The sequence below is a fragment of the Prochlorococcus marinus str. MIT 9201 genome (genome assembly GCF_000759955.1).
Classification (GTDB): domain Bacteria; phylum Cyanobacteriota; class Cyanobacteriia; order PCC-6307; family Cyanobiaceae; genus Prochlorococcus_A; species Prochlorococcus_A marinus_G.
In genome coordinates, this window is the sequence record NZ_JNAL01000012.1 from 1 (window position 1) to 17,379 (window position 17,379).

20 protein-coding genes are annotated in these 17,379 nt (G+C 32.2%); 8 read left to right on the forward strand and 12 right to left on the reverse strand.

The features are described from left to right. A partial coding sequence (locus tag EU95_RS09905; RefSeq protein WP_032522210.1) for a hypothetical protein occupies positions 1–366 on the forward strand: 366 nt, incomplete at its 5' end. On the opposite strand, the gene EU95_RS04255 is transcribed toward EU95_RS09905, so the two are convergent. The 6 genes from EU95_RS04255 to EU95_RS04230 form a co-directional block, all read right to left on the reverse strand. Beyond that, positions 363–1,526, reverse strand: a complete 1,164-nt coding sequence (locus tag EU95_RS04255; protein WP_080728114.1) for a type II secretion system F family protein — start codon at positions 1,524–1,526, stop codon at positions 363–365. The genes EU95_RS09905 and EU95_RS04255 overlap by 4 nt on opposite strands. Before the next feature lie 2 nt (positions 1,527–1,528). Next, on the reverse strand, positions 1,529–2,572 hold the full coding sequence (locus EU95_RS04250) for a type IV pilus twitching motility protein PilT (protein WP_032522211.1): 1,044 nt from the start codon (positions 2,570–2,572) through the stop codon (positions 1,529–1,531). Between the two features lie 7 nt (positions 2,573–2,579). After that, positions 2,580–4,235: a GspE/PulE family protein gene (locus EU95_RS04245; RefSeq protein WP_032522212.1), complete on the reverse strand. Its 1,656-nt coding sequence runs from the start codon at positions 4,233–4,235 to the stop codon at positions 2,580–2,582. Further along, the gene (locus EU95_RS04240) at positions 4,236–5,405 is read right to left on the reverse strand and encodes a type II secretion system protein (protein ID WP_032522213.1); all 1,170 of its coding nucleotides are present in this window, start codon (positions 5,403–5,405) and stop codon (positions 4,236–4,238) included. An 83-nt stretch (positions 5,406–5,488) separates the two neighbouring features. Beyond that, positions 5,489–6,001, reverse strand: a complete 513-nt coding sequence (locus EU95_RS04235; protein WP_032522214.1) for a hypothetical protein — start codon at positions 5,999–6,001, stop codon at positions 5,489–5,491. Between the two features lie 59 nt (positions 6,002–6,060). Further along, complete coding sequence (locus EU95_RS04230) at positions 6,061–6,567, reverse strand: prepilin-type N-terminal cleavage/methylation domain-containing protein (protein WP_032522215.1); 507 nt, start codon at positions 6,565–6,567, stop codon at positions 6,061–6,063. Positions 6,568–6,645: 78 nt separating this feature from the next. Here EU95_RS04230 and EU95_RS04225 point away from each other — a divergent pair, with 78 nt between their 5' ends. Next, the gene (locus EU95_RS04225; RefSeq protein ID WP_032522216.1) at positions 6,646–7,464 is read left to right on the forward strand and encodes a prepilin peptidase; all 819 of its coding nucleotides are present in this window, start codon (positions 6,646–6,648) and stop codon (positions 7,462–7,464) included. Between the two features lie 69 nt (positions 7,465–7,533). Here EU95_RS04225 and EU95_RS09910 read toward each other — a convergent pair whose 3' ends face one another. Both EU95_RS09910 and EU95_RS09440 read right to left on the reverse strand, forming a co-directional pair. After that, positions 7,534–7,683, reverse strand: coding sequence for a hypothetical protein (locus tag EU95_RS09910; protein ID WP_193742471.1), 150 nt, complete (start codon positions 7,681–7,683; stop codon positions 7,534–7,536). Between the two features lie 335 nt (positions 7,684–8,018). Then, positions 8,019–8,120, reverse strand: coding sequence for a DUF4278 domain-containing protein (locus EU95_RS09440; protein WP_072014838.1), 102 nt, complete (start codon positions 8,118–8,120; stop codon positions 8,019–8,021). A gap of 302 nt (positions 8,121–8,422) precedes the next feature. Here EU95_RS09440 and EU95_RS04220 point away from each other — a divergent pair, with 302 nt between their 5' ends. Further along, the gene (locus EU95_RS04220) at positions 8,423–8,617 is read left to right on the forward strand and encodes a hypothetical protein (protein ID WP_011818162.1); all 195 of its coding nucleotides are present in this window, start codon (positions 8,423–8,425) and stop codon (positions 8,615–8,617) included. Positions 8,618–8,621: 4 nt separating this feature from the next. On the opposite strand, the gene EU95_RS04215 is transcribed toward EU95_RS04220, so the two are convergent. Both EU95_RS04215 and nrdJ read right to left on the reverse strand, forming a co-directional pair. Further along, complete coding sequence (locus tag EU95_RS04215) at positions 8,622–8,879, reverse strand: RNA recognition motif-containing protein (RefSeq protein ID WP_032522217.1); 258 nt, start codon at positions 8,877–8,879, stop codon at positions 8,622–8,624. A gap of 88 nt (positions 8,880–8,967) precedes the next feature. Next, positions 8,968–11,301, reverse strand: a complete 2,334-nt coding sequence (gene nrdJ, locus EU95_RS04210; RefSeq protein ID WP_032522343.1) for a ribonucleoside-triphosphate reductase, adenosylcobalamin-dependent — start codon at positions 11,299–11,301, stop codon at positions 8,968–8,970. Positions 11,302–11,434: 133 nt separating this feature from the next. Here nrdJ and EU95_RS04205 point away from each other — a divergent pair, with 133 nt between their 5' ends. Genes EU95_RS04205 through EU95_RS04195 form a run of 3 tightly spaced genes read left to right on the forward strand, consistent with a single transcriptional unit; the run spans position 11,435 to position 14,525 of the window. After that, entirely contained in the window at positions 11,435–12,130 is a 696-nt protein-coding gene (locus tag EU95_RS04205; protein WP_032522218.1) for a class I SAM-dependent methyltransferase, read from the forward strand. A gap of 31 nt (positions 12,131–12,161) precedes the next feature. Then, a complete protein-coding gene (locus EU95_RS04200; RefSeq protein ID WP_032522219.1) occupies positions 12,162–13,799 on the forward strand; it encodes a peptide chain release factor 3 in 1,638 nt (545 codons plus the stop codon). Between the two features lie 51 nt (positions 13,800–13,850). Then, positions 13,851–14,525, forward strand: coding sequence for a CPP1-like family protein (locus EU95_RS04195; protein WP_032522220.1), 675 nt, complete (start codon positions 13,851–13,853; stop codon positions 14,523–14,525). On the opposite strand, the gene hslO is transcribed toward EU95_RS04195, so the two are convergent. Next, positions 14,520–15,428: an Hsp33 family molecular chaperone HslO gene (hslO, locus tag EU95_RS04190; RefSeq protein WP_032522222.1), complete on the reverse strand. Its 909-nt coding sequence runs from the start codon at positions 15,426–15,428 to the stop codon at positions 14,520–14,522. The two genes, EU95_RS04195 and hslO, sit on opposite strands and share 6 nt — an antisense overlap. Further along, positions 15,418–16,065 (reverse strand): ABC transporter ATP-binding protein, encoded by a 648-nt coding sequence (locus EU95_RS04185; protein ID WP_032522223.1) that lies wholly within the window; start codon positions 16,063–16,065, stop codon positions 15,418–15,420. The genes hslO and EU95_RS04185 overlap by 11 nt, the downstream gene beginning before the upstream one ends. 83 nt (positions 16,066–16,148) lie before the next feature. On the opposite strand from EU95_RS04185, the gene EU95_RS04180 reads away from it, so the two are divergent. Continuing rightward, entirely contained in the window at positions 16,149–16,592 is a 444-nt protein-coding gene (locus tag EU95_RS04180; protein WP_011818170.1) for a DUF3531 family protein, read from the forward strand. Positions 16,593–16,601: 9 nt separating this feature from the next. Further along, positions 16,602–17,375 (forward strand): 16S rRNA (uracil(1498)-N(3))-methyltransferase, encoded by a 774-nt coding sequence (locus EU95_RS04175; RefSeq protein WP_032522224.1) that lies wholly within the window; start codon positions 16,602–16,604, stop codon positions 17,373–17,375. Positions 17,376–17,379: the final 4 nt, after the last annotated feature.

Sequence of the window (17,379 nt, forward strand, 5' to 3'; positions counted from 1 at the left end):
CCATTACCGAATTTAAAAATAAAAGAAAAGTTTGAAACAAAAACCAAGAGTGAAGAAAAGAAAAAAGAATTACCACCATTACCGAATTTAAAAATAAAAGAAAAGTTTGAAACAAAAACTAAGAGTGAAGAAAAGAAAAAAGAATTACCACCATTACCGAATTTAAAAATAAAAGAAAAGGTTGAAACAAAAACTAAGAGTGAAGAAAAGAAAAAAGAATTACCACCATTATCAGATATAAAGGACAGCGAAGATAGAAAAAATGAAGTTAAAAAAGAAGATAAGATTAATAGACAAATAGATAAATCAGAAACTAGGAAAAATAAACCTTTTAAAATGGATACATCATTTTTGAAGAATGACTAGCCCATTTCATTTATTAGACTAAACATTGGTAAATAAAGTGAAATAACTATAGTACCTACTATTGCAGCAACAACAAAGATAACAGCAGGCTCCATCGCTTTTGTAAGTACAGTAACCGCCTCTTCCACTTCCCTTTTGTAAAAATTTGCTAGATTTTCTAACATAAAGGATAGTGCGCCAGTTTCTTCTCCTATTTTTATCATTGAGATTAATAACCTCGGGATAACTTTTGCTGACTCTAATGATGTACTTAATTCTTGTCCTTGAGTTACCAAAGATATTGATCTTCTCAAAGCAATTTTTATTATTTCGTTGCTAGATGCATTTATACACCTCTCGATAGATTCAACTATGGAAATTCCAGAATTGATTAAAGTGCTTAAAGTGTCAGACATTGAAGCTAGTTCAGACTTTAAAATTAAATCTCCAAAAAGAGGTACTTTCAAAACTAAATTATCAACGAATTTTCTTCCTGATTGAGTAGTGTAAGTTGTGTTAAAAAGGTAAAAACTAATAAATACTAAAATTGGGGTAACTATAAGAAATTGCAAAGAAGTCACAACTCGTGATAAGAGCAACATAAATGATGTCAATCCAGGTAATTCAGCTCCCATACTCTTAAACATTTCATCAAATGTAGGAACTATAAAAATTAAAAGAGCGAGACTTATCGTCACCGCTAAAACGAGAATTGCCACTGGATAAATTAAAGCTCCAGTTATTTGACCTTTTATTTTACTTTGAGATTCAACTAAGGAGGCTAATCTCTCCAAAACTTCAGATAATATTCCTCCTGCTTCACCAGCTTCAATAAGCCCTATCATGATTGGACTAAAAATTCTAGGGTATCTACCAAGACAGGTTGATAATTCTTCTCCACTTCCAAGTTTTTTTGATACATCAAATATGTTGGCCCCAAACTTTTTGTTCGTCATATTCTCTGCTAATAATTCTAATGCCTGTGAGAGAGGTACCCCACTTTTTAGCATTACTGCCATTTGCCGAAAGAAAACTAGTAAATCATTTTGGGGGACTTTTAATTTCGAATCAGGTTCATAATCTAAGTAAGAAACTTCCCCGAATGAGATTCCAAAAACAACTAAAGGGGTATTTTTATTTGCCTTTTTCTTGACTAAGTTAGCGTTTCCATATTCAACCATTATTAAAAAATCAGTGCTTTTGGATTTGAAGCTTTTCCTAAAGCTTCTTCTTTAGTAATTAGATTCTGATTATAAAGATTATTAAGACATTGTTCTAGCGTACTCATCCCATATTGGCTTCCCATTTGCAATTGTGAATAAATCTCGCTAACTTTTTTTTCTCTTATCAAATTGCCAATAGCAGGAGTATTAACCATTAGTTCGTAGGCGAGTGATCTTTTACCTTTTGTGTTTTTACATAATGTTTGGGACATAATACCAGCTAAAGAAGTTGAGACTTGCAATCTTGCTTGCTCTTGTTGATCAGCAGGAAATACATCAACTATTCTTTCCACAGTTTTCGCAGCTGATGATGTGTGTAATGTTCCTAATACAAGATGACCTGTTTCTGCTGCAGTAATTGCTAGTTGAATAGTTTCTAGATCTCTCATTTCACCAATATAAATTACATCTGGATCTTCTCTAAGAGCTGCCCTTAATGCAATGGAAAATGAATTTGTATCTCTTTTGACTTCCCTTTGATGGATAATTGAATTCTTAGAATGTTTAAAGATAAACTCTATGGGATCTTCAATGGTAAGAATGTGCCTTTGCTGTGTGTCTAGCATGCAATTTATTAAGGCAGCTAAAGTTGTTGACTTGCCTGATCCAGTAGGCCCAGTACATAAGACTAAGCCTCTATGAAGTTTTGACAATTCTATAAAAGCATTTGGTAATCCTAAATCTTGCCATTTAGGAAGTTGGTCAGGCAGAAGTCTTAGGGTAAGACATCTTTTTTCATTAGCTATATATGCATTTATTCTTAATCTGGATAATCCTTCCAATCCTATGGAACTATCTAAATCTCCGGTCTGATTAAATTCATTTAGTTTTTCTTCTCCAAGTAATTCTAATAATAATTGATCCATATCTTCTGATTCTAAGTTCTGGGGGCTAACTTTTATATCGGAATTCACCCTTACCGCAATTGGAGAATCTTCTTCTAGATGGATATCAGATGATCCAGCCTCCATCGCGAATTGTACTATCTCTCTTGCTATTGACATATTTAATTTAATCTGATTTGCATACTCTAATTACTTCTGAAAGAGTAGTTAAATGATCCTTCACTAACTCTACACCGTATTGAGTTAGCGTAAGCATTGAATTCTCGTTTACAGCTAAATTCTCAATCTCTTTATCAGTTAAACCTTGGGATATCGCACTTTGAATTTTTCCATCAACAACAAGAAGTTCGTATGTACCAATTCTTTGATGATAACCAGAACCTTGACATTTTTGGCAAAGAGTATTTTCTCTTTTTCTTTGTGCCTTTTCTTCAGGAGATAAAGCATTTGCATACTTAATTGGAGTATTTTTTTTGATGTTAAATTTTGCAGCTTCACTTTCTGATATTGGTCTTTCAATTGAACATCCAGTGCAAACTCTTCTAAGTAATCTTTGAGCCAATATTCCTCTAACGCTTGCATTTAATTTGTATTTTGGGACTTCCATATCTAATAGCCTTGTCAAGGAACTAGATGATGAATTTGCATGAAGAGTTGTAAAAACTAAATGTCCAGTTTCTGCAGCATCCATAGAAGATTCTGCTGTTTCAGGATCTCTTGTTTCACCGATAAGAATTACATCAGGATCTTGCCTAAGAAAAGTTCTCAAGATAGTAGCAAATGTCTGTCCCTTTGCTCTATTAACTTGTACTTGAGTTATGTCTCCACCCATCTCATATTCAACAGGATCTTCAGCAGTAATAATATTTGTCTCTCCATTATCTTTTTCTCTAAGTGCAGCTGCAAGAGTAGTTGATTTCCCAGAACCTGTTGGACCTGAAACAATTACTATTCCATTTGTTGAATTCATTATTTTCCTGAAGTTTTTTCTAACATCTTCTATGTGAATTAAGGTATCTAATTTTAGGGTTTCGGTATCACTTTTTAAGATTCGGAGAACCATTTTTTCACCATGTTTACTTGGGACTGTGGAGCATCTAAACTCGAGTCTATTTCCCTGAAACTTTCTCAATATTTTCCCATCTTGACTGGCTCTTTTTTCCGCTACGTCCATCTCATTAGTCATAGTTTTTAAGCATGAAACTAATTGAATTCCAGATTGTCTTGGAATTGTCATGAGTTTTTGCATTACTCCATCATTCCTAACTCGTATTTTGTATTGTTCGCTATTTGGTTCTATATGAATATCGGAAAAATTACTTTTTACAGAATGAATCAATATTTTCCCTGCTGCTTTTTGAATTTTGCTTTGCATCATTTCATCCTCTAGATCTTCCTCTTCAATAGTTTGTTCAATTTGTGCATCATCAAATTCAATGCCACCAATAACAGAATCTTCATTATCAGTTGTATCTTTAAAAGCCTCAATAACAGCATCTTCATCAAATTGAGATATTTCTATTGAGTCTCCACTAATAAATCTCTCTTCTGATGCTAAATCTAAAATTTCTTGAATCTCTTCTTGAGATCTCTCAACAAATTCACATTTAAAACCAGATTGACTTAACCTTTCTTTGATTGGTGAAGCTATAGTGCCTAAATAAGAGTAATTTGCAATAGCTATTTTTATAACTCCCTCCTTCATGGGCAAGGAGGTTTCCTCGTAAAGAGGAACTACAAAGTTATCCCTGCACCATTGAAGTGAGAAGAATTTATCAACTAATTTTCTTACGCTTGTTGGCGTGTATCTATTTTCAGCCATTTAAGGACACTTACACTGTTTGCTGTTCGCGCTGTAACTTGGCCAACCTCTGAATTGAGGTTTACAACGTTTATGTCTCCTGAAATAAGGGGGCTTACAGCGGTCCGGTTGTGGTCTTGGTCTAGGCTTAGGTGGTGGAGGGGGCGGCTTACCACAACTTGTAGTTCTGTAGGCACTGAGTGATGAATATTCAGACCCATTACATAAATAGACGGCTTGACCACAAGGGGCAGGTCCTGGAGATGGACCGTACCTATATAGCCCCTTCTTTCTTAGTCTTAAAGCATTTGATCTATCATTCATACATTTTTGTTTTTTTATTTGGTTATCAAAAGCAGTCCATTCTGTTTGAGAACTAAATTCATAGCCTGAATGATACCAATATTTTATCCCTCCGCATTCAGGATCTTTAGTTTCAGGTTTGCCATTTCTGCTAATGCTCTTACTTCTTCTTTTTGATGTCCTCCAATCGAGGCATGCCCTTCCATATTTAGCTTTTAGAGCTTGATCAACAGCTTCAAGAGTATTTACTGGAATTCCCTCGAAAGCATATACTTTTCTTGTACAACTTTGCTTATCACTGTCCCAACTTACATTCTCACCACTACCGTCGGCAGCAAGCCAATTATTATATTTCCCAATACATTCTGCTTTAGACTTTGCTAGAGCTGCTAAACGAGCAAATTCTGCTTTTTGAGCCTCTGATAGCCCGCAATTTTTACCTGCCCAGCCTCTACATGAATTTAAGAATCTAGGATTACTTGAAGGTGTAGCAGTTTTAAGAATCTTGCCTTCACTTGTCATTTGAAAATCAAAGGCATAAAGATCTTTTTCTTTTTCATTCAAAGGCTTGAGTGCTATGTGGGAACATTTATTTTTATTGGCATCTATCTGATACCCAAGGGTTTGTAATTTTATATCATCTAATTGATCTGGAGTTGATTGCTCTATAAATTTTACTGGATCAGTAGATATTCTATATTTCCCCAAACAATCAGCTGCATACCCATTCATTATTGCTTTAGCTTCTTCAACTTTATTTAACTTTAATGAAGCTAATACGTTCGGGAATGTAAAACTACCTAAAGCAGCTATACCGGCGATAACTATTATGAGCTCAATTAAAGTAAAGCCACTATTGCTATTATTTCTTATGTTGGATATTTTCATTTTATATCCAATAAAGCCTGGTTCCTAATTATATTATTTATTTTATATTTATACAAGTTAATCTATTTATTTAGATTTGACTTTTATAATTCAAGAATATAATCTTCATTCTCAAAACTTATAATCAATTTTAATTTTTTAGGATCTATTTTTAATACTTTTGCTCCATTAGGTAATAAATTAGTATTTTCTCCCCCAATAGATTCCTCAGTAATTGTACCTTCTTGACCTAAGTAACTTACAAAAACATATTTACTTTTTTTTGTGTTGAGAAAACCAATTAATTTGAAATTAGTATTCAAATTATTTACTTCATCTTTTATACCTTCTTCAGAAAAAGGGTCAATTTTGCCTAGTGGTATTGAACTTAAAATTTCAGATTTATTTTGATAATTTTTCAGTTCATTTTTAATGATTTCTTTTTTTGTTACTAAGGAATCTTTGCTTTCTAAATTTAAAATTTTTTCATTATTTTTTGGTGGAATTTTAAAATTTGATAAATCTAAATCAAAATTTTCATTTTTACTATTGCAACTTGATATAAGGATTCCTAGGAGTAGGTACGAAATAAAATTTTTGTGAAAAAATTTATACATTTAAAAAAAATCTCAAGATTTTTAATCTTGAGATGTGCATCAAAAATTTATGAAACCTATTACCAGTTACCGTCTGTAGTTGTAACGCCCGTAACAGGATCAGTAACTGGAGTTCCATTACATCCGGCAGCACCAACATCTGAACAGGTTTTGGAAACTAATCCAGTTTGAGGATTCATAACAATTGTAAAATTGGAATCTCCACTACCTGCAGCAGCGGTTGCTGTAGCTGCATAACAGGTGTCTCCTGAGGATGCTTCTTGTCCCATTGTATAACCTTGAAAACTACCTGCAGAAAAAGATTGAGCATCGGCAAAAAGTGTTGAATCGAAATCTGATGCTCTCACAACACATTCTTTCACTCCATTAACTAAACCATTCTTAACGGCAGATGCTCTTGCTCGAGCTTGTACCCCAACAAAAGCTGGAATAGCTACAGCAGATAGAATTGCTAAAACAGCAATTACTACAACTAATTCAACAAGAGAGAAGCCCTCCTCTCCTTGTTTGGTGCTAAGAGTTTTTAAAACTCTTTTATTAATTAAAAAACTTTCTAATAAAGTCATCGTGAACAATAGAAATTTGGATTTGTAAGTTGATAGCAGAATTATATACATTATGCTAGAAAAGTACAACTTTTCAGAATGCTAACTATATTTAATTACTTTCAGTTTTTCATTGTTGGAGTGTGCATAGGGAGTTTTTTAAATGTTATTGTTTATCGTTTTCAAAATAATTTTTCAATTATTAAACCAAGAAGTTTTTGTCCAAAGTGTAAAATAAAATTAACTTGGAGAGAAAATATACCTTTAATTAGTTATTTAATACAAAGAAGAAAATGTCTGCATTGCAATAAATCAATATCTTTTAGGTATCCTTTAATTGAATTTCTAACAGGTATTCTATTTATTATTTTTACTAATAGTTCTCCTTCTTTCTTAATATCAAATTCAAATTTGTTTTTAAATTTATTTTTTAATTGGATATTTTTGTCGCTTCTATTTTGTATCGCATTAATTGATATTGATAGTTTTTGGATCCCTCAAGGATTGATAAACTTTGGTTTTCTTTCAGGGATTTCTGGTTTAATATTTATCGGCTTATTTGATAATAAATATATTGATTTAAACCTAATTAGCAAGGGTTTGTGTACTTCACTAATCGCTTTTTTTATCTTTGAGTCTTTCAGATACTTAGCTAAATATGTTTTTAAAAAAGATGCAATTGGTAGAGGTGACTCTAAATTAGTAGCAATGCTAGCTTTATGGCTAGGTCCTATTGGAACTTTGTTCGCAGTTGGCATTTCTTATATAATTGCAGCAATTTTCTGCCTAGTAGGATTATCCTTCAATCTAGTTAGGTTCAGGCAAGTTATACCCTTTGCACCTTTTCTGTCTTTAGGGGGGCTAATTATGTGGTTCCTTGGGAATGGATTTGTTTTTGAGAAAATACTTCGTATTTAGGGCAATTTATTTTGAATCTTTCATAAATAATTTAAACTAAAAGTGAAATTCCTATTCAATTTTCTATGGTTACCCAAAATTGATATTATCTTGAAAAATGCCAAATAGATTATTCCCAAATATTGCAGCAATAATCAATACAAATGCAACTATAAAAAAAAGAACACTAACGTCTTTTATATCGTAAGGAGCTTTAAATAAAGGTTTCTGATCGGCCATTACTTTAAATGATGCTGCTCTAAACCTTATTACTTTAGTGCTTTATTGAACTATTTAGTGATTTCTCTCTTTTCTTAATTTGATAAATTTATATTTAAAGAGGTTTATTAAACAGTTGATTGCTTTTATTACTTGATAGGACATAAATAAGTGACATCTAAAAATGTGTACTTTTTAACTGTCAATTAATAATAATTAATTTATTTAATGTCTTGAAGAGGAATTTAATTTATATCTCATTAATACCTTTTCTAATCAAATACTTCTGAAAAAATTAAAAATTTGACAATAAAAAAAGCCACTTACAGTGGCCTTTTTATTTATGGTTATTTGAACTAGCTTGTGTAAGCTTTTCCTCTGTAAGTTAGTTCGTTATGCTGCTTCTTAGCAACGTTTTTGTTCTGGACGTATTTTTGTCCTCTGTAAATTAGAGTCATTTTTTTAAGCTCCGGTTTCGCTCAAGTCCCCGTTCCATGGCTTAAGTCGATTTGCGGCTTGCTAAACGCAAGTTGAACGTTTTGGTAGCGGTTGCTACAAACTTATCCTAACATCCAAGAAAATTATTTGTCTAGGTTTTTTATAAATAAAATTAAAATTTTTATAAAATTGAAATCTCTTTAAAATTATTTAATTTTTTGTTTAATAATTTTTACAGGTTACATTTTGTTCGTTTTTAAGAAGTATTTTTTATTTAACGAACTTTTAAATGTAAAATTCTTAAGATTATAAATTTTGTTTTATGTTTTCTAGAAGCAAAAAACCTACAGTAAAAAAGTCTGCAATAGTTGAAGAGACTCCATTATTTGCTCAATTGCTACCTTTCGCTAACAGAATGAACGATAAGGTTCAATTAGTAAATGCTCTAGCTTTTACTTTTATTATGGGGTTTTCAATTTTTGGAATTGCTCTATGGAAACTCTCAGGGCTGACCTAATTATTCAACTTTTCAAAGAATCAATAATTGATTCTTTATTTTTAATTATTGTTATTAACCATTTAGAGGCTAGTCCTCTAGATATTGATCTGTTTTTAAGAAATCTACATATATGTATATGTAGATTTTTTTCATTTTTGGAGTTAAATTTTTTCTCAAATTCTAGTATTTCTTCTTCTGAGTTTCTTTTTCTTAGCTCATCCACTAAGGCATGACTGGAGGAATCATTAAATAGGTTCCCAATATTTAGGCTTAATGTCATAAATAATTTATGTTCCTACTAAAGATGTAGCTATAAATTAGATTTTTAAAAACTAATTTATATTTTTTATTTACAAATAATTTAATATTTAATCTTTTGGTTTAGCCAGAGGAAGAAGACACTTATCTGAATCACACCCTGCTGGTCCTGCTTCAGATAGTTCTCCAATATCATATTTATTTAGAGCATCAAAGAAATCGTTATTAACTTTCCTCTCTATTACTTTATTTTGTAATGAAATATATTCCTCTTTACTTATTGGTTCAAAAGGTAGTCTCGGGAAAGTAGCGTTGGCACTAAATCGAGCTAGTAATGCCGCAGAAATATATCCTTCATTATTTTCTATTGCATTATGGATAGCCTTAGCTAAATCTTCGATTTCATTTTCTCTAAATTCTACGGTTGCAGAGGTATTATGCTCTGTATAAAATTTCTGAACTTGCATATAAAAATCAAATTGCGCTAATGCTGAAAAATTATTGATGTCTATCTGGTCTGCGCCATCTATATTGGCCCAGCTAACTTCAGTAGGGATTTCAACTAACCATTCTGTGCATCTTGGATCAAATGGATTGTCAAGCAAACAGCCATTTTCATCTTTATCAGATTGAGATGGAACGACTGAATAACCATAATCCATGCAAGCTAAAGCAATTGGATCATTTTTCCTGAAAGTTATTCTTCTTATGAATCTTTGAGCCTTTGGAGGATGCCATCCTGGAGCTGCTCCAGTAAGAAGACTTTTAGTCCCGGCTGGCTGAACTGTTGTGCATCGATTTGGTCTCCTTAGACTATGCTTATCACAATATTCCCATACAGTTTCTTTTACTATTTTTCTCCAATAATCTAAGAATTTAGCTTCTTTTTCTTTAAATGCTTTCCCTTCTTCATTATTTGGCCTTCCTGCTTCCCACCACTTCAACCATGGCGTTCCAAATGCATGGACACAAAAATCAAATAATCCAGTGAAACTTACCCCTACAATAGGATCATATTCCCTACTTTTTCTGTAACGCTCAACTTCAAATTCATGATTAAGTAAGCATGCTACTGAAAGAGCTGCAGCTTTAAAAGCCTTTTTTTGCTCTTCAAAGTTTTTTGGATCAATCTGATTTAAATGAACTTCAGCCAAATTGCAGTGGAAATCATTCCCCAAGATCTCTCCACAAGGGTTAAGTCCATATCTGCTCATCCTGTGATCTAGCTCTTCTTCAGAGAATGGACCATAACTACTATTTATCCAATTTCTCGCTTCATCCTTACCTTGTTCTGAGTAGATTTCAATAAATTCTTTCCTCAATTCATCATCTTTGAGAATATCTGCATTTGACCTTGCGATGGCTTCTGGAGCAAATTGAATAGCTCCTTCACCTGAATGGAATTGTTTTGTTACGGCATCCAAAATAGTTTGGTAAGAGGGTTTTTCATGATAAACCCTAGTATGATTAGCCATCCTGAGGGCATCTTTTTCAGGATCTATTCTCCAATTACCATTTTCATCTTGACTCCATAAATTTTCTTTTGCCGATGCTGCTTCCTTATCGTCTGAAGCAAATTGCCTCATCCCAGCACTTCTTCTTATATTTCCAGCAACTATGGTTACTGCAGCTTCATCAATTAATAAACAACATTCTACTGTACTTAATTTCCTGCCAATGGCTTTTCCAAGAAGTGATGCAACTCTAGAATATAGATCTTTCAATTTGATAGGATTTGCCATGCCACCAAAACCTTTTAATGATTCTCCTGCAGGCCTAATATCTTCCAAATCAATATAAACATCAATTTCTCTTTCGAGACTCTCGTTACTTGATGCCTCAAGAAGATATTTATAGCTATCTACCCAGCCTCTTCTGCTATCTCCAACTTTGATATGGAGATCTTTGCCTTTGATTTCTAATGATGATTTTTCTTCTCTTTGATCTTTAGGAGTGATTCCAACTTCACTAACTGATTTAATATTTATTTTATTTATTACTGTAGGTAGATTATTAATAAAATGAGGCTCAATTATTGCACCTGTTCCACATCCCATCATTGCTAAATCCATCATCAAAGCAAAGGCTTCCCAATCAATTAAGTTTGTTGAAGTACAGTTGTATGCCCCAGAGAAATTTTGGTTTTTATTAATCCAAGGAGTTCCTCCAATCCATAACCATCTTCCTGAAGGTTGGGCTTTTTGGTTGCTTTGCATTTCTCTCATTAGGATTAATTCTTCATCAGAAAGTTTTCCTAATTCTTTTAAGCCTGATAAATTTCTATCACCAACTTCACTCCAGTTCTCCCTTTTACCAGAGGAAGTTTTCCTACTGTAAGACCTGAAAAAAACAGGATAAGCAGCTGGCGCAGTCTTTGGAAAATCATCTTTTTTAAGATTATTGGAATTGCTCTCTGAAGAAGCTTTATTTGGTGCAACAGTCACGATAAAAAAAAGTATGTAAATAACCCGTACTGGAAGAATAACTCTACCTGTGGCGTCTGCAACCATTCTTACCACTATTTAACGGTTTGTGTAGAATTATGTTTATTATGAAATCTTTGTTTCAAGAAAGGATATGGAAAGAGTCCCCGAACCTGAATTAATGGAAGAAAAAGAGCAGGTCATTTCTTATGACGAAGCTGATTTTTCAGAAGGGGAAGATAATCTAATTAATCAAATAAATCATTATCTTTTGAGAAAAAATATTTTTTTAGGTGAAAAAGATTTAATAGTTGATCTGGGATGTGGCCCAGGAAATATTTCTGAGAAGTTAGCAATAAAATGGCCTGATACTGAAGTAGTGGGGATAGATGGATCTAAAGAGATGATTTTGAGGGCGGAATATAATAAAAAGATTTCTACTAATCAGAAAAAATTAAAAAATTTACGCTATGTATGTTCTGATATCAAAGACATTAAATCCAATAGTCTTTTACTTAAAAAAAGAATTAGTTTACTTGTAAGCAACAGTTTGATCCATCACATTACGAACCTTGAAGATTTCTTCAACACCATAAGAAGTTTGTCTAGTAATATTACCGTAAATTTTCATAAGGACTTGAAAAGGCCACTAGATGAAAAGTCCGCTCTAGAACTCAAAGCAGAATGTTCAACTAAATACAATGAGATTTTGACTAATGATTATTATGCATCTTTAAGAGCTTCTTATACTTTCAAAGAGCTAAAAAATTTTACCTTGGAGAATGATCTATCTTCTTTAGATGTGTTTGAAGACGGTGATAAATATTTAATAGTCTATGGTAATGTTTAAGAACCAGGTGTAAGTCCCTTATATTATCTAGATGAACTTAAGTACTAAAATTTTAAATAATAAAGACATACTGGAAGCTGTAAATAAAAGAAGAAATTTTGCAATTATTTCACATCCAGATGCTGGGAAAACGACTCTTACTGAGAAGCTTCTTTTATATGGAGGTGCTATTCAACAGGCAGGAGCAGTAAAAGCTAGGGGTAATCAGAGAAAAGCTACGTCAGACTGGATGGAACTTGAGAAGCAAAGAGGTATTTCTATTACATCAACTGTATTGCAATTTGAATACGAAAGATCAGTAATCAATCTATTAGATACACCAGGACACCAAGATTTCTCCGAAGATACCTATAGAACATTAGCTGCTGCAGATAATGCAGTAATGTTGGAAGATGCTGCTAAAGGATTAGAACCTCAAACTAGAAAATTGTTTGAAGTTTGCAAGATGCGAAAAATACCAATATTTACTTTTATAAATAAAATGGATAGACCAGGTAGAGAACCATTTTCTTTACTTGATGAAATCGAATCAGAACTTGGATTAAATACTTTACCTATTAATTGGCCAATTGGAAGTGGCGAGGAATTTAGAGGAGTTATTGATAGATTTTCGAGAGAGGTAATTTTATTTGATAAAGCCGTTAGAGGAAAACAATCGAATGAGAAAAGATTAAGTCTTGAAGACAAAGAGCTATCAAAATATGTAGAGAGAGATTTACTCGAAAACTCTCTTGAAGAATTGGATGTTCTCGATGAAGCAGGATCTAAATTTGAAAAAGAAAAAGTTTTTAATGGCTCTTTAACCCCAGTTTTCTTTGGATCTGCTATGACTAATTTTGGTGTAAGGCCATTTTTAGATAGTTTTTTGAAAATGGCTCAAAAGCCGACTTCAAGAAATAGTAATAAAGGGGATATTGAACCTGCAAGCGATGAATTTAGTGGGTTTGTTTTTAAGCTTCAAGCAAATATGGATCCAAAGCACAGAGATAGGGTTGCTTTTGTAAGAGTTTGTAGTGGAAAATTTGAAAAGGATATGTCAGTTAAACATTCCAGAACTGGGAAAACAATCAGACTATCAAGACCACAAAAAATATTTGGGCAAGATAGAGAAGTAGTAGATGATGCCTATCCTGGAGATGTTATTGGTTTAAATAATCCGGGTATGTTTTCTATTGGAGATACTCTTTATACTGGTGCGCATCTGGAATATGAGGGCATACCATCCTTTAGTCCTGAAATATTCAGCTGGCTAAGAAATCCAAATCCCTCAGCATTTAAAAACTTTAGAAAGGGGGTTAATGAACTTCGAGAAGAAGGCGCTGTTCAGATTCTTTATGACTTTGATGAGAGTAAAAGAGACCCTATACTCGCAGCTGTTGGTCAATTGCAGTTGGAGGTAGTAACTCATAGATTAAAAAGTGAATATGGTGTAGATGCAAATCTTGAAGCAATGCCATATCAATTGGCTAGATGGATTTCTGATGGATGGCCAGCTATTGAAAGACTAGGCAGAATATTTAACTGTAAAATAGTTAAAGATTGTTGGAATAGGCCAGTTATTCTTTTCAAAAATGAGTGGAATCTAAATCAATTTGTTGAAGACAATAACCAATTAAATCTAAACAAAGTTGCGCCCGTTGTTAGTGGAGTCGAACCAATTGTTTTATAAAGTCTTAATGGATTATAAAATTAGTTAATCTGTTAGTATTGGTAAAAAATTTTGGATTCAAACAGCAATAAAAATAATAACGAAAAATCACCTTATGAAATTTTAGGTGTAAAAGAGGGTGCCGCTTTTGAGGATATTCAGAAGGCTAGAGATATTAAAGTTAAAGAGGCTGGTGAAGATTTAATTTTAAAAGCGAAAATAGAATCTTCCTTTGACCAATTACTCATGGGGAGTTTGAAAGCCAGGCAATCAGGAAATGTAAGCTATGAAGCTGTGAGTGCCTCAAAAAAAGAAAAACAAATTAATCAATTTACCAATAATAATTTCCCACTTCTTTCTAAGATAAAAAATTTAAACAATAACTCTAACAATTCAAGCCAGTTTAGTCTGCCAAAAATAACTACCCCCTCATTTGATAATCTTTCAATTAAAATATCTTTTGGGCTATTATTTTTAATTTTGTTATTTATCAGTCCAGACTCTAATAATAGACTTTTACTCTCTATCTCAACATTAATACTTACCTATACTCAAATTAAATCGGGGAAAAGATTTATAGGTTCTCTGGGTTGGAGTGTTACCTTTCTCTCGATAGGATTAATATTTGGTGGATTGCTTGAAAATAATTCATTCATTCAGGAAGTATCAAACAACTCTTTATCAATACAAAAAATTCAAAGTATTCCGGCCATGGTTATTTTATGGTTAGGCGTAATTTTTTTATGATTGATTTTCTATCATCGATTTGATTTCTTCATAATTTATAAGATATTTATTTTTACAAAATTCACAAACCAACTCTGCTTTACCATCTTTCTTAAGGATGTCCTCTAACTCTCTCTTATCAAGCATTTTCATCGCATTTAAACTTCTTTGTTTGGAACACTTGCATTTAAAACTCACTTCTTGGGAACGAGCTTTTTCAGAGATTGATTTATCGTCAATATCGGGAAATATATTTCTAATTAATGAAAGAAGATTATCTTTTGACTTAAATAGGTCTTCGCTAAAAGAATTAATTTCTTTACATCTTTCTTCGAGTAGTGAGATTAGTAGTGGGTCAGTATCTTTTTTAGGTAGAACTTGAGCTAATAAGCCACCACTACAAATAACACTTTTATTTTGGATTTTTTCCCCAATAAATACAGCAGAGGGAGTTTGCTCTGAATGATATAAATATGAAGCTAAGTCTTCAGCAATATTCCCATTTACTAATTCAACAGTGCTTGTAAAGGGTTCTCCAAATCCACTATCTCTAATTACATTTAAATATCCTGTACCTAATGCTTTTGTGAAATCAAAAGAATATTTATTATTATCTATTTTGACTAGGTCCAATTCTAAATTAGGATTCCCTACATAACCCCTAACTTTCCCGTCTCTGCCTGCATCAACTAGTAATCCCTTTAAAGGTCCGTCAGATCTAACTCTTAAAGTGACTCTCCCATGCATTATTTTCATCGAGCTTGCTAAAAGCAGTGAAGCACTAAATGCTCTGCCTAAGATACAGGTGGTTAAGTAAGAAAGGCTGTGTCTTTTTTTTGCTTCTAAAGAAGATTCTGTTGTTAAGACCGCAACTAATCTTATTCCTCCATTGGCTGCAGTAGCCCGAACTATCCTATCCTGCATGATTTTCTTTCATAAAATTTTTGATTTTCCCTTTTTCCAAGAATAATATCCTAGAAGGAATTCCCTCAAATAAAGCAGGTTCATGAGTAACAATAATAATTGTATTTTTATTTTTTAAATCAAGAATTAAATTCTTCACATCATTTCTCATTGAATAGTCTAATCCAGCAGTTGGTTCATCAAGTAAAAGAATTGAAGGGTTTCTAAGTAATTGAACTGCTACAGCTAACCGCCTTTGTTGTCCGCCACTTAGCTGTTCTGGTGGTTGAGTCAGATTAATTTTTTTCAAACCAACTTTATTTAAAACTATTTCTATATTTTTTTCTCTTAAAGATTTATGGCCTATTTTTAATTCTTTACCAATGGTTGTACCTATAAAGTATCTTTCAGGAAATTGGAATACTACTCCACAAAACCATCTTCTTTGTCTGGAAGACAAAATTTTATTATTCCAAGTAATTTTCCCCTTTTGCGGATTTGTTAATCCACTTATTATTTCGAGTAGTGTTGTTTTCCCAGAACCACTATTGCCGCAAATTAAAATGATTTCATTTTCATGAACTTTTAAATTTAAATTGTCTATTATTTTTCTTTCACCAGTTTGGGGTTGATAAGATATTTCTTTTAAATCAAGCATTATTAATTAAGTTATAGGTATGAATTTGAATCTAGTAATAACTTACTTATAATAGCTTTAGATCTAAAAAGATATTAGTCAATATGAATATTATTTTTAGGGAAGTTGATCCTTTTAATTGTTGGATATGGATCAGGTTTTCAGAATCACCAACTCAAGACGAAAAAAATTATTTAGATGGTGTTTTTGATAGTTGGTACGTTTTAGGAAGGTTAGGTGGATTTAATTCTGAAAATTTGCAAACTCATGAAGAGGGTTCTGATCTAAGTTGGATGTCCTATGATAATGACCAAAAGAATGCATCTCTTCCAGCCTTAATGCATAATTTAGGAATTATGGAATATCAAAATCTTTGGGGAAGATGTTGGGTTGATTTTGGAACTTCAGACTCCATTTCAATAGATATATTAATTAATTCTTTGAATGAGATATCAAATAATTATGTAAAAATTGAAGAGTTAATTATTGGGGGTGAAAATAATGATTGGTCAGTTGAAGAACATGAAGATTTAGTTTTCAAAGATTAAGTGTTTTAGATGGAAGACTTAACAAGATTAATTATTTCCCATGAAAGAATTGAAAATATTAAGAACAATAATTTAGAACTTTCTAAAGAAGAGGCTCATTATTTAAATAAAGTAATGAGGATAAAAAATGGTAAAAAAATATTTATAGCTAACGGAGAGGGTTCATTATGGAAAGCTATAAAAGTTAAAAATGATTGCTTAGAAATAATTAAATCAAAAAAACCTTACTTATTTCAAGAACAAGAAATTCACTTATTAGGAATAGCTGTTGTTATACCAAAAAGTGGTTTTGAGGATATTTTAAAAATGTGTACTGAAATAGGAATTGATTTTATACAGCCATTATTTTCAGAAAGACAGGTAAACAAAAATTTAAATTTTTCTAGAAAACTTTTGAGATGGAATTTAATTATCAATGAAGCTGTTGAGCAAAGTGAGAGATTATGGAAACCATCTATTTTAAATGGAATGGATATTATTGAATGGCTAAAAAGTAGAGATAATCCAGAAAGAGTTTCAATTTCTATAACTAGAGAAGAAACACTATATGACTTAAATCAATGGTTAAGAAAAAAACAAGAATTTGGAAATAAAAAAGGAGGTATTTTTTGGAATGTAATTGGTCCTGAAGGAGGTTGGTCCGCTAAAGAAATTGATTTTTTTAAAAAAAATAATATTCCCTTTGTTAAGCTTTCCGACACTATCTTGAGAACTTCAACGGCTAGTATTAACGCATCATCAATTCTAAATCAGTGGAGAATTGATTTAAAATTAAAGAATTAGATAA

Bases quoted from the DNA above. Each gene is read 5' to 3' on its own strand.
- EU95_RS04205 (WP_032522218.1), top strand. From the start codon at position 11,435: ATGGAAAGAGTCCCCGAACCTGAATTAATGGAAGAAAAAGAGCAGGTC.
- EU95_RS09910 (WP_193742471.1), bottom strand. From the start codon at position 7,683: ATGGCCGATCAGAAACCTTTATTTAAAGCTCCTTACGATATAAAAGAC.
- EU95_RS09440 (WP_072014838.1), bottom strand. From the start codon at position 8,120: ATGACTCTAATTTACAGAGGACAAAAATACGTCCAGAACAAAAACGTT.
- EU95_RS04200 (WP_032522219.1), top strand. From the start codon at position 12,162: ATGAACTTAAGTACTAAAATTTTAAATAATAAAGACATACTGGAAGCT.
- EU95_RS04225 (WP_032522216.1), top strand. From the start codon at position 6,646: ATGCTAACTATATTTAATTACTTTCAGTTTTTCATTGTTGGAGTGTGC.
- EU95_RS04255 (WP_080728114.1), bottom strand. From the start codon at position 1,526: ATGGTTGAATATGGAAACGCTAACTTAGTCAAGAAAAAGGCAAATAAA.
- EU95_RS04250 (WP_032522211.1), bottom strand. From the start codon at position 2,572: ATGTCAATAGCAAGAGAGATAGTACAATTCGCGATGGAGGCTGGATCA.
- EU95_RS04175 (WP_032522224.1), top strand. From the start codon at position 16,602: ATGGAAGACTTAACAAGATTAATTATTTCCCATGAAAGAATTGAAAAT.
- EU95_RS04180 (WP_011818170.1), top strand. From the start codon at position 16,149: ATGAATATTATTTTTAGGGAAGTTGATCCTTTTAATTGTTGGATATGG.
- EU95_RS04240 (WP_032522213.1), bottom strand. From the start codon at position 5,405: ATGAAAATATCCAACATAAGAAATAATAGCAATAGTGGCTTTACTTTA.
- EU95_RS04215 (WP_032522217.1), bottom strand. From the start codon at position 8,879: ATGACATTAAGCCTAAATATTGGGAACCTATTTAATGATTCCTCCAGT.
- EU95_RS04235 (WP_032522214.1), bottom strand. From the start codon at position 6,001: ATGTATAAATTTTTTCACAAAAATTTTATTTCGTACCTACTCCTAGGA.
- hslO (WP_032522222.1), bottom strand. From the start codon at position 15,428: ATGCAGGATAGGATAGTTCGGGCTACTGCAGCCAATGGAGGAATAAGA.
- EU95_RS04230 (WP_032522215.1), bottom strand. From the start codon at position 6,567: ATGACTTTATTAGAAAGTTTTTTAATTAATAAAAGAGTTTTAAAAACT.
- EU95_RS04245 (WP_032522212.1), bottom strand. From the start codon at position 4,235: ATGGCTGAAAATAGATACACGCCAACAAGCGTAAGAAAATTAGTTGAT.
- EU95_RS04220 (WP_011818162.1), top strand. From the start codon at position 8,423: ATGTTTTCTAGAAGCAAAAAACCTACAGTAAAAAAGTCTGCAATAGTT.
- EU95_RS04185 (WP_032522223.1), bottom strand. From the start codon at position 16,065: ATGCTTGATTTAAAAGAAATATCTTATCAACCCCAAACTGGTGAAAGA.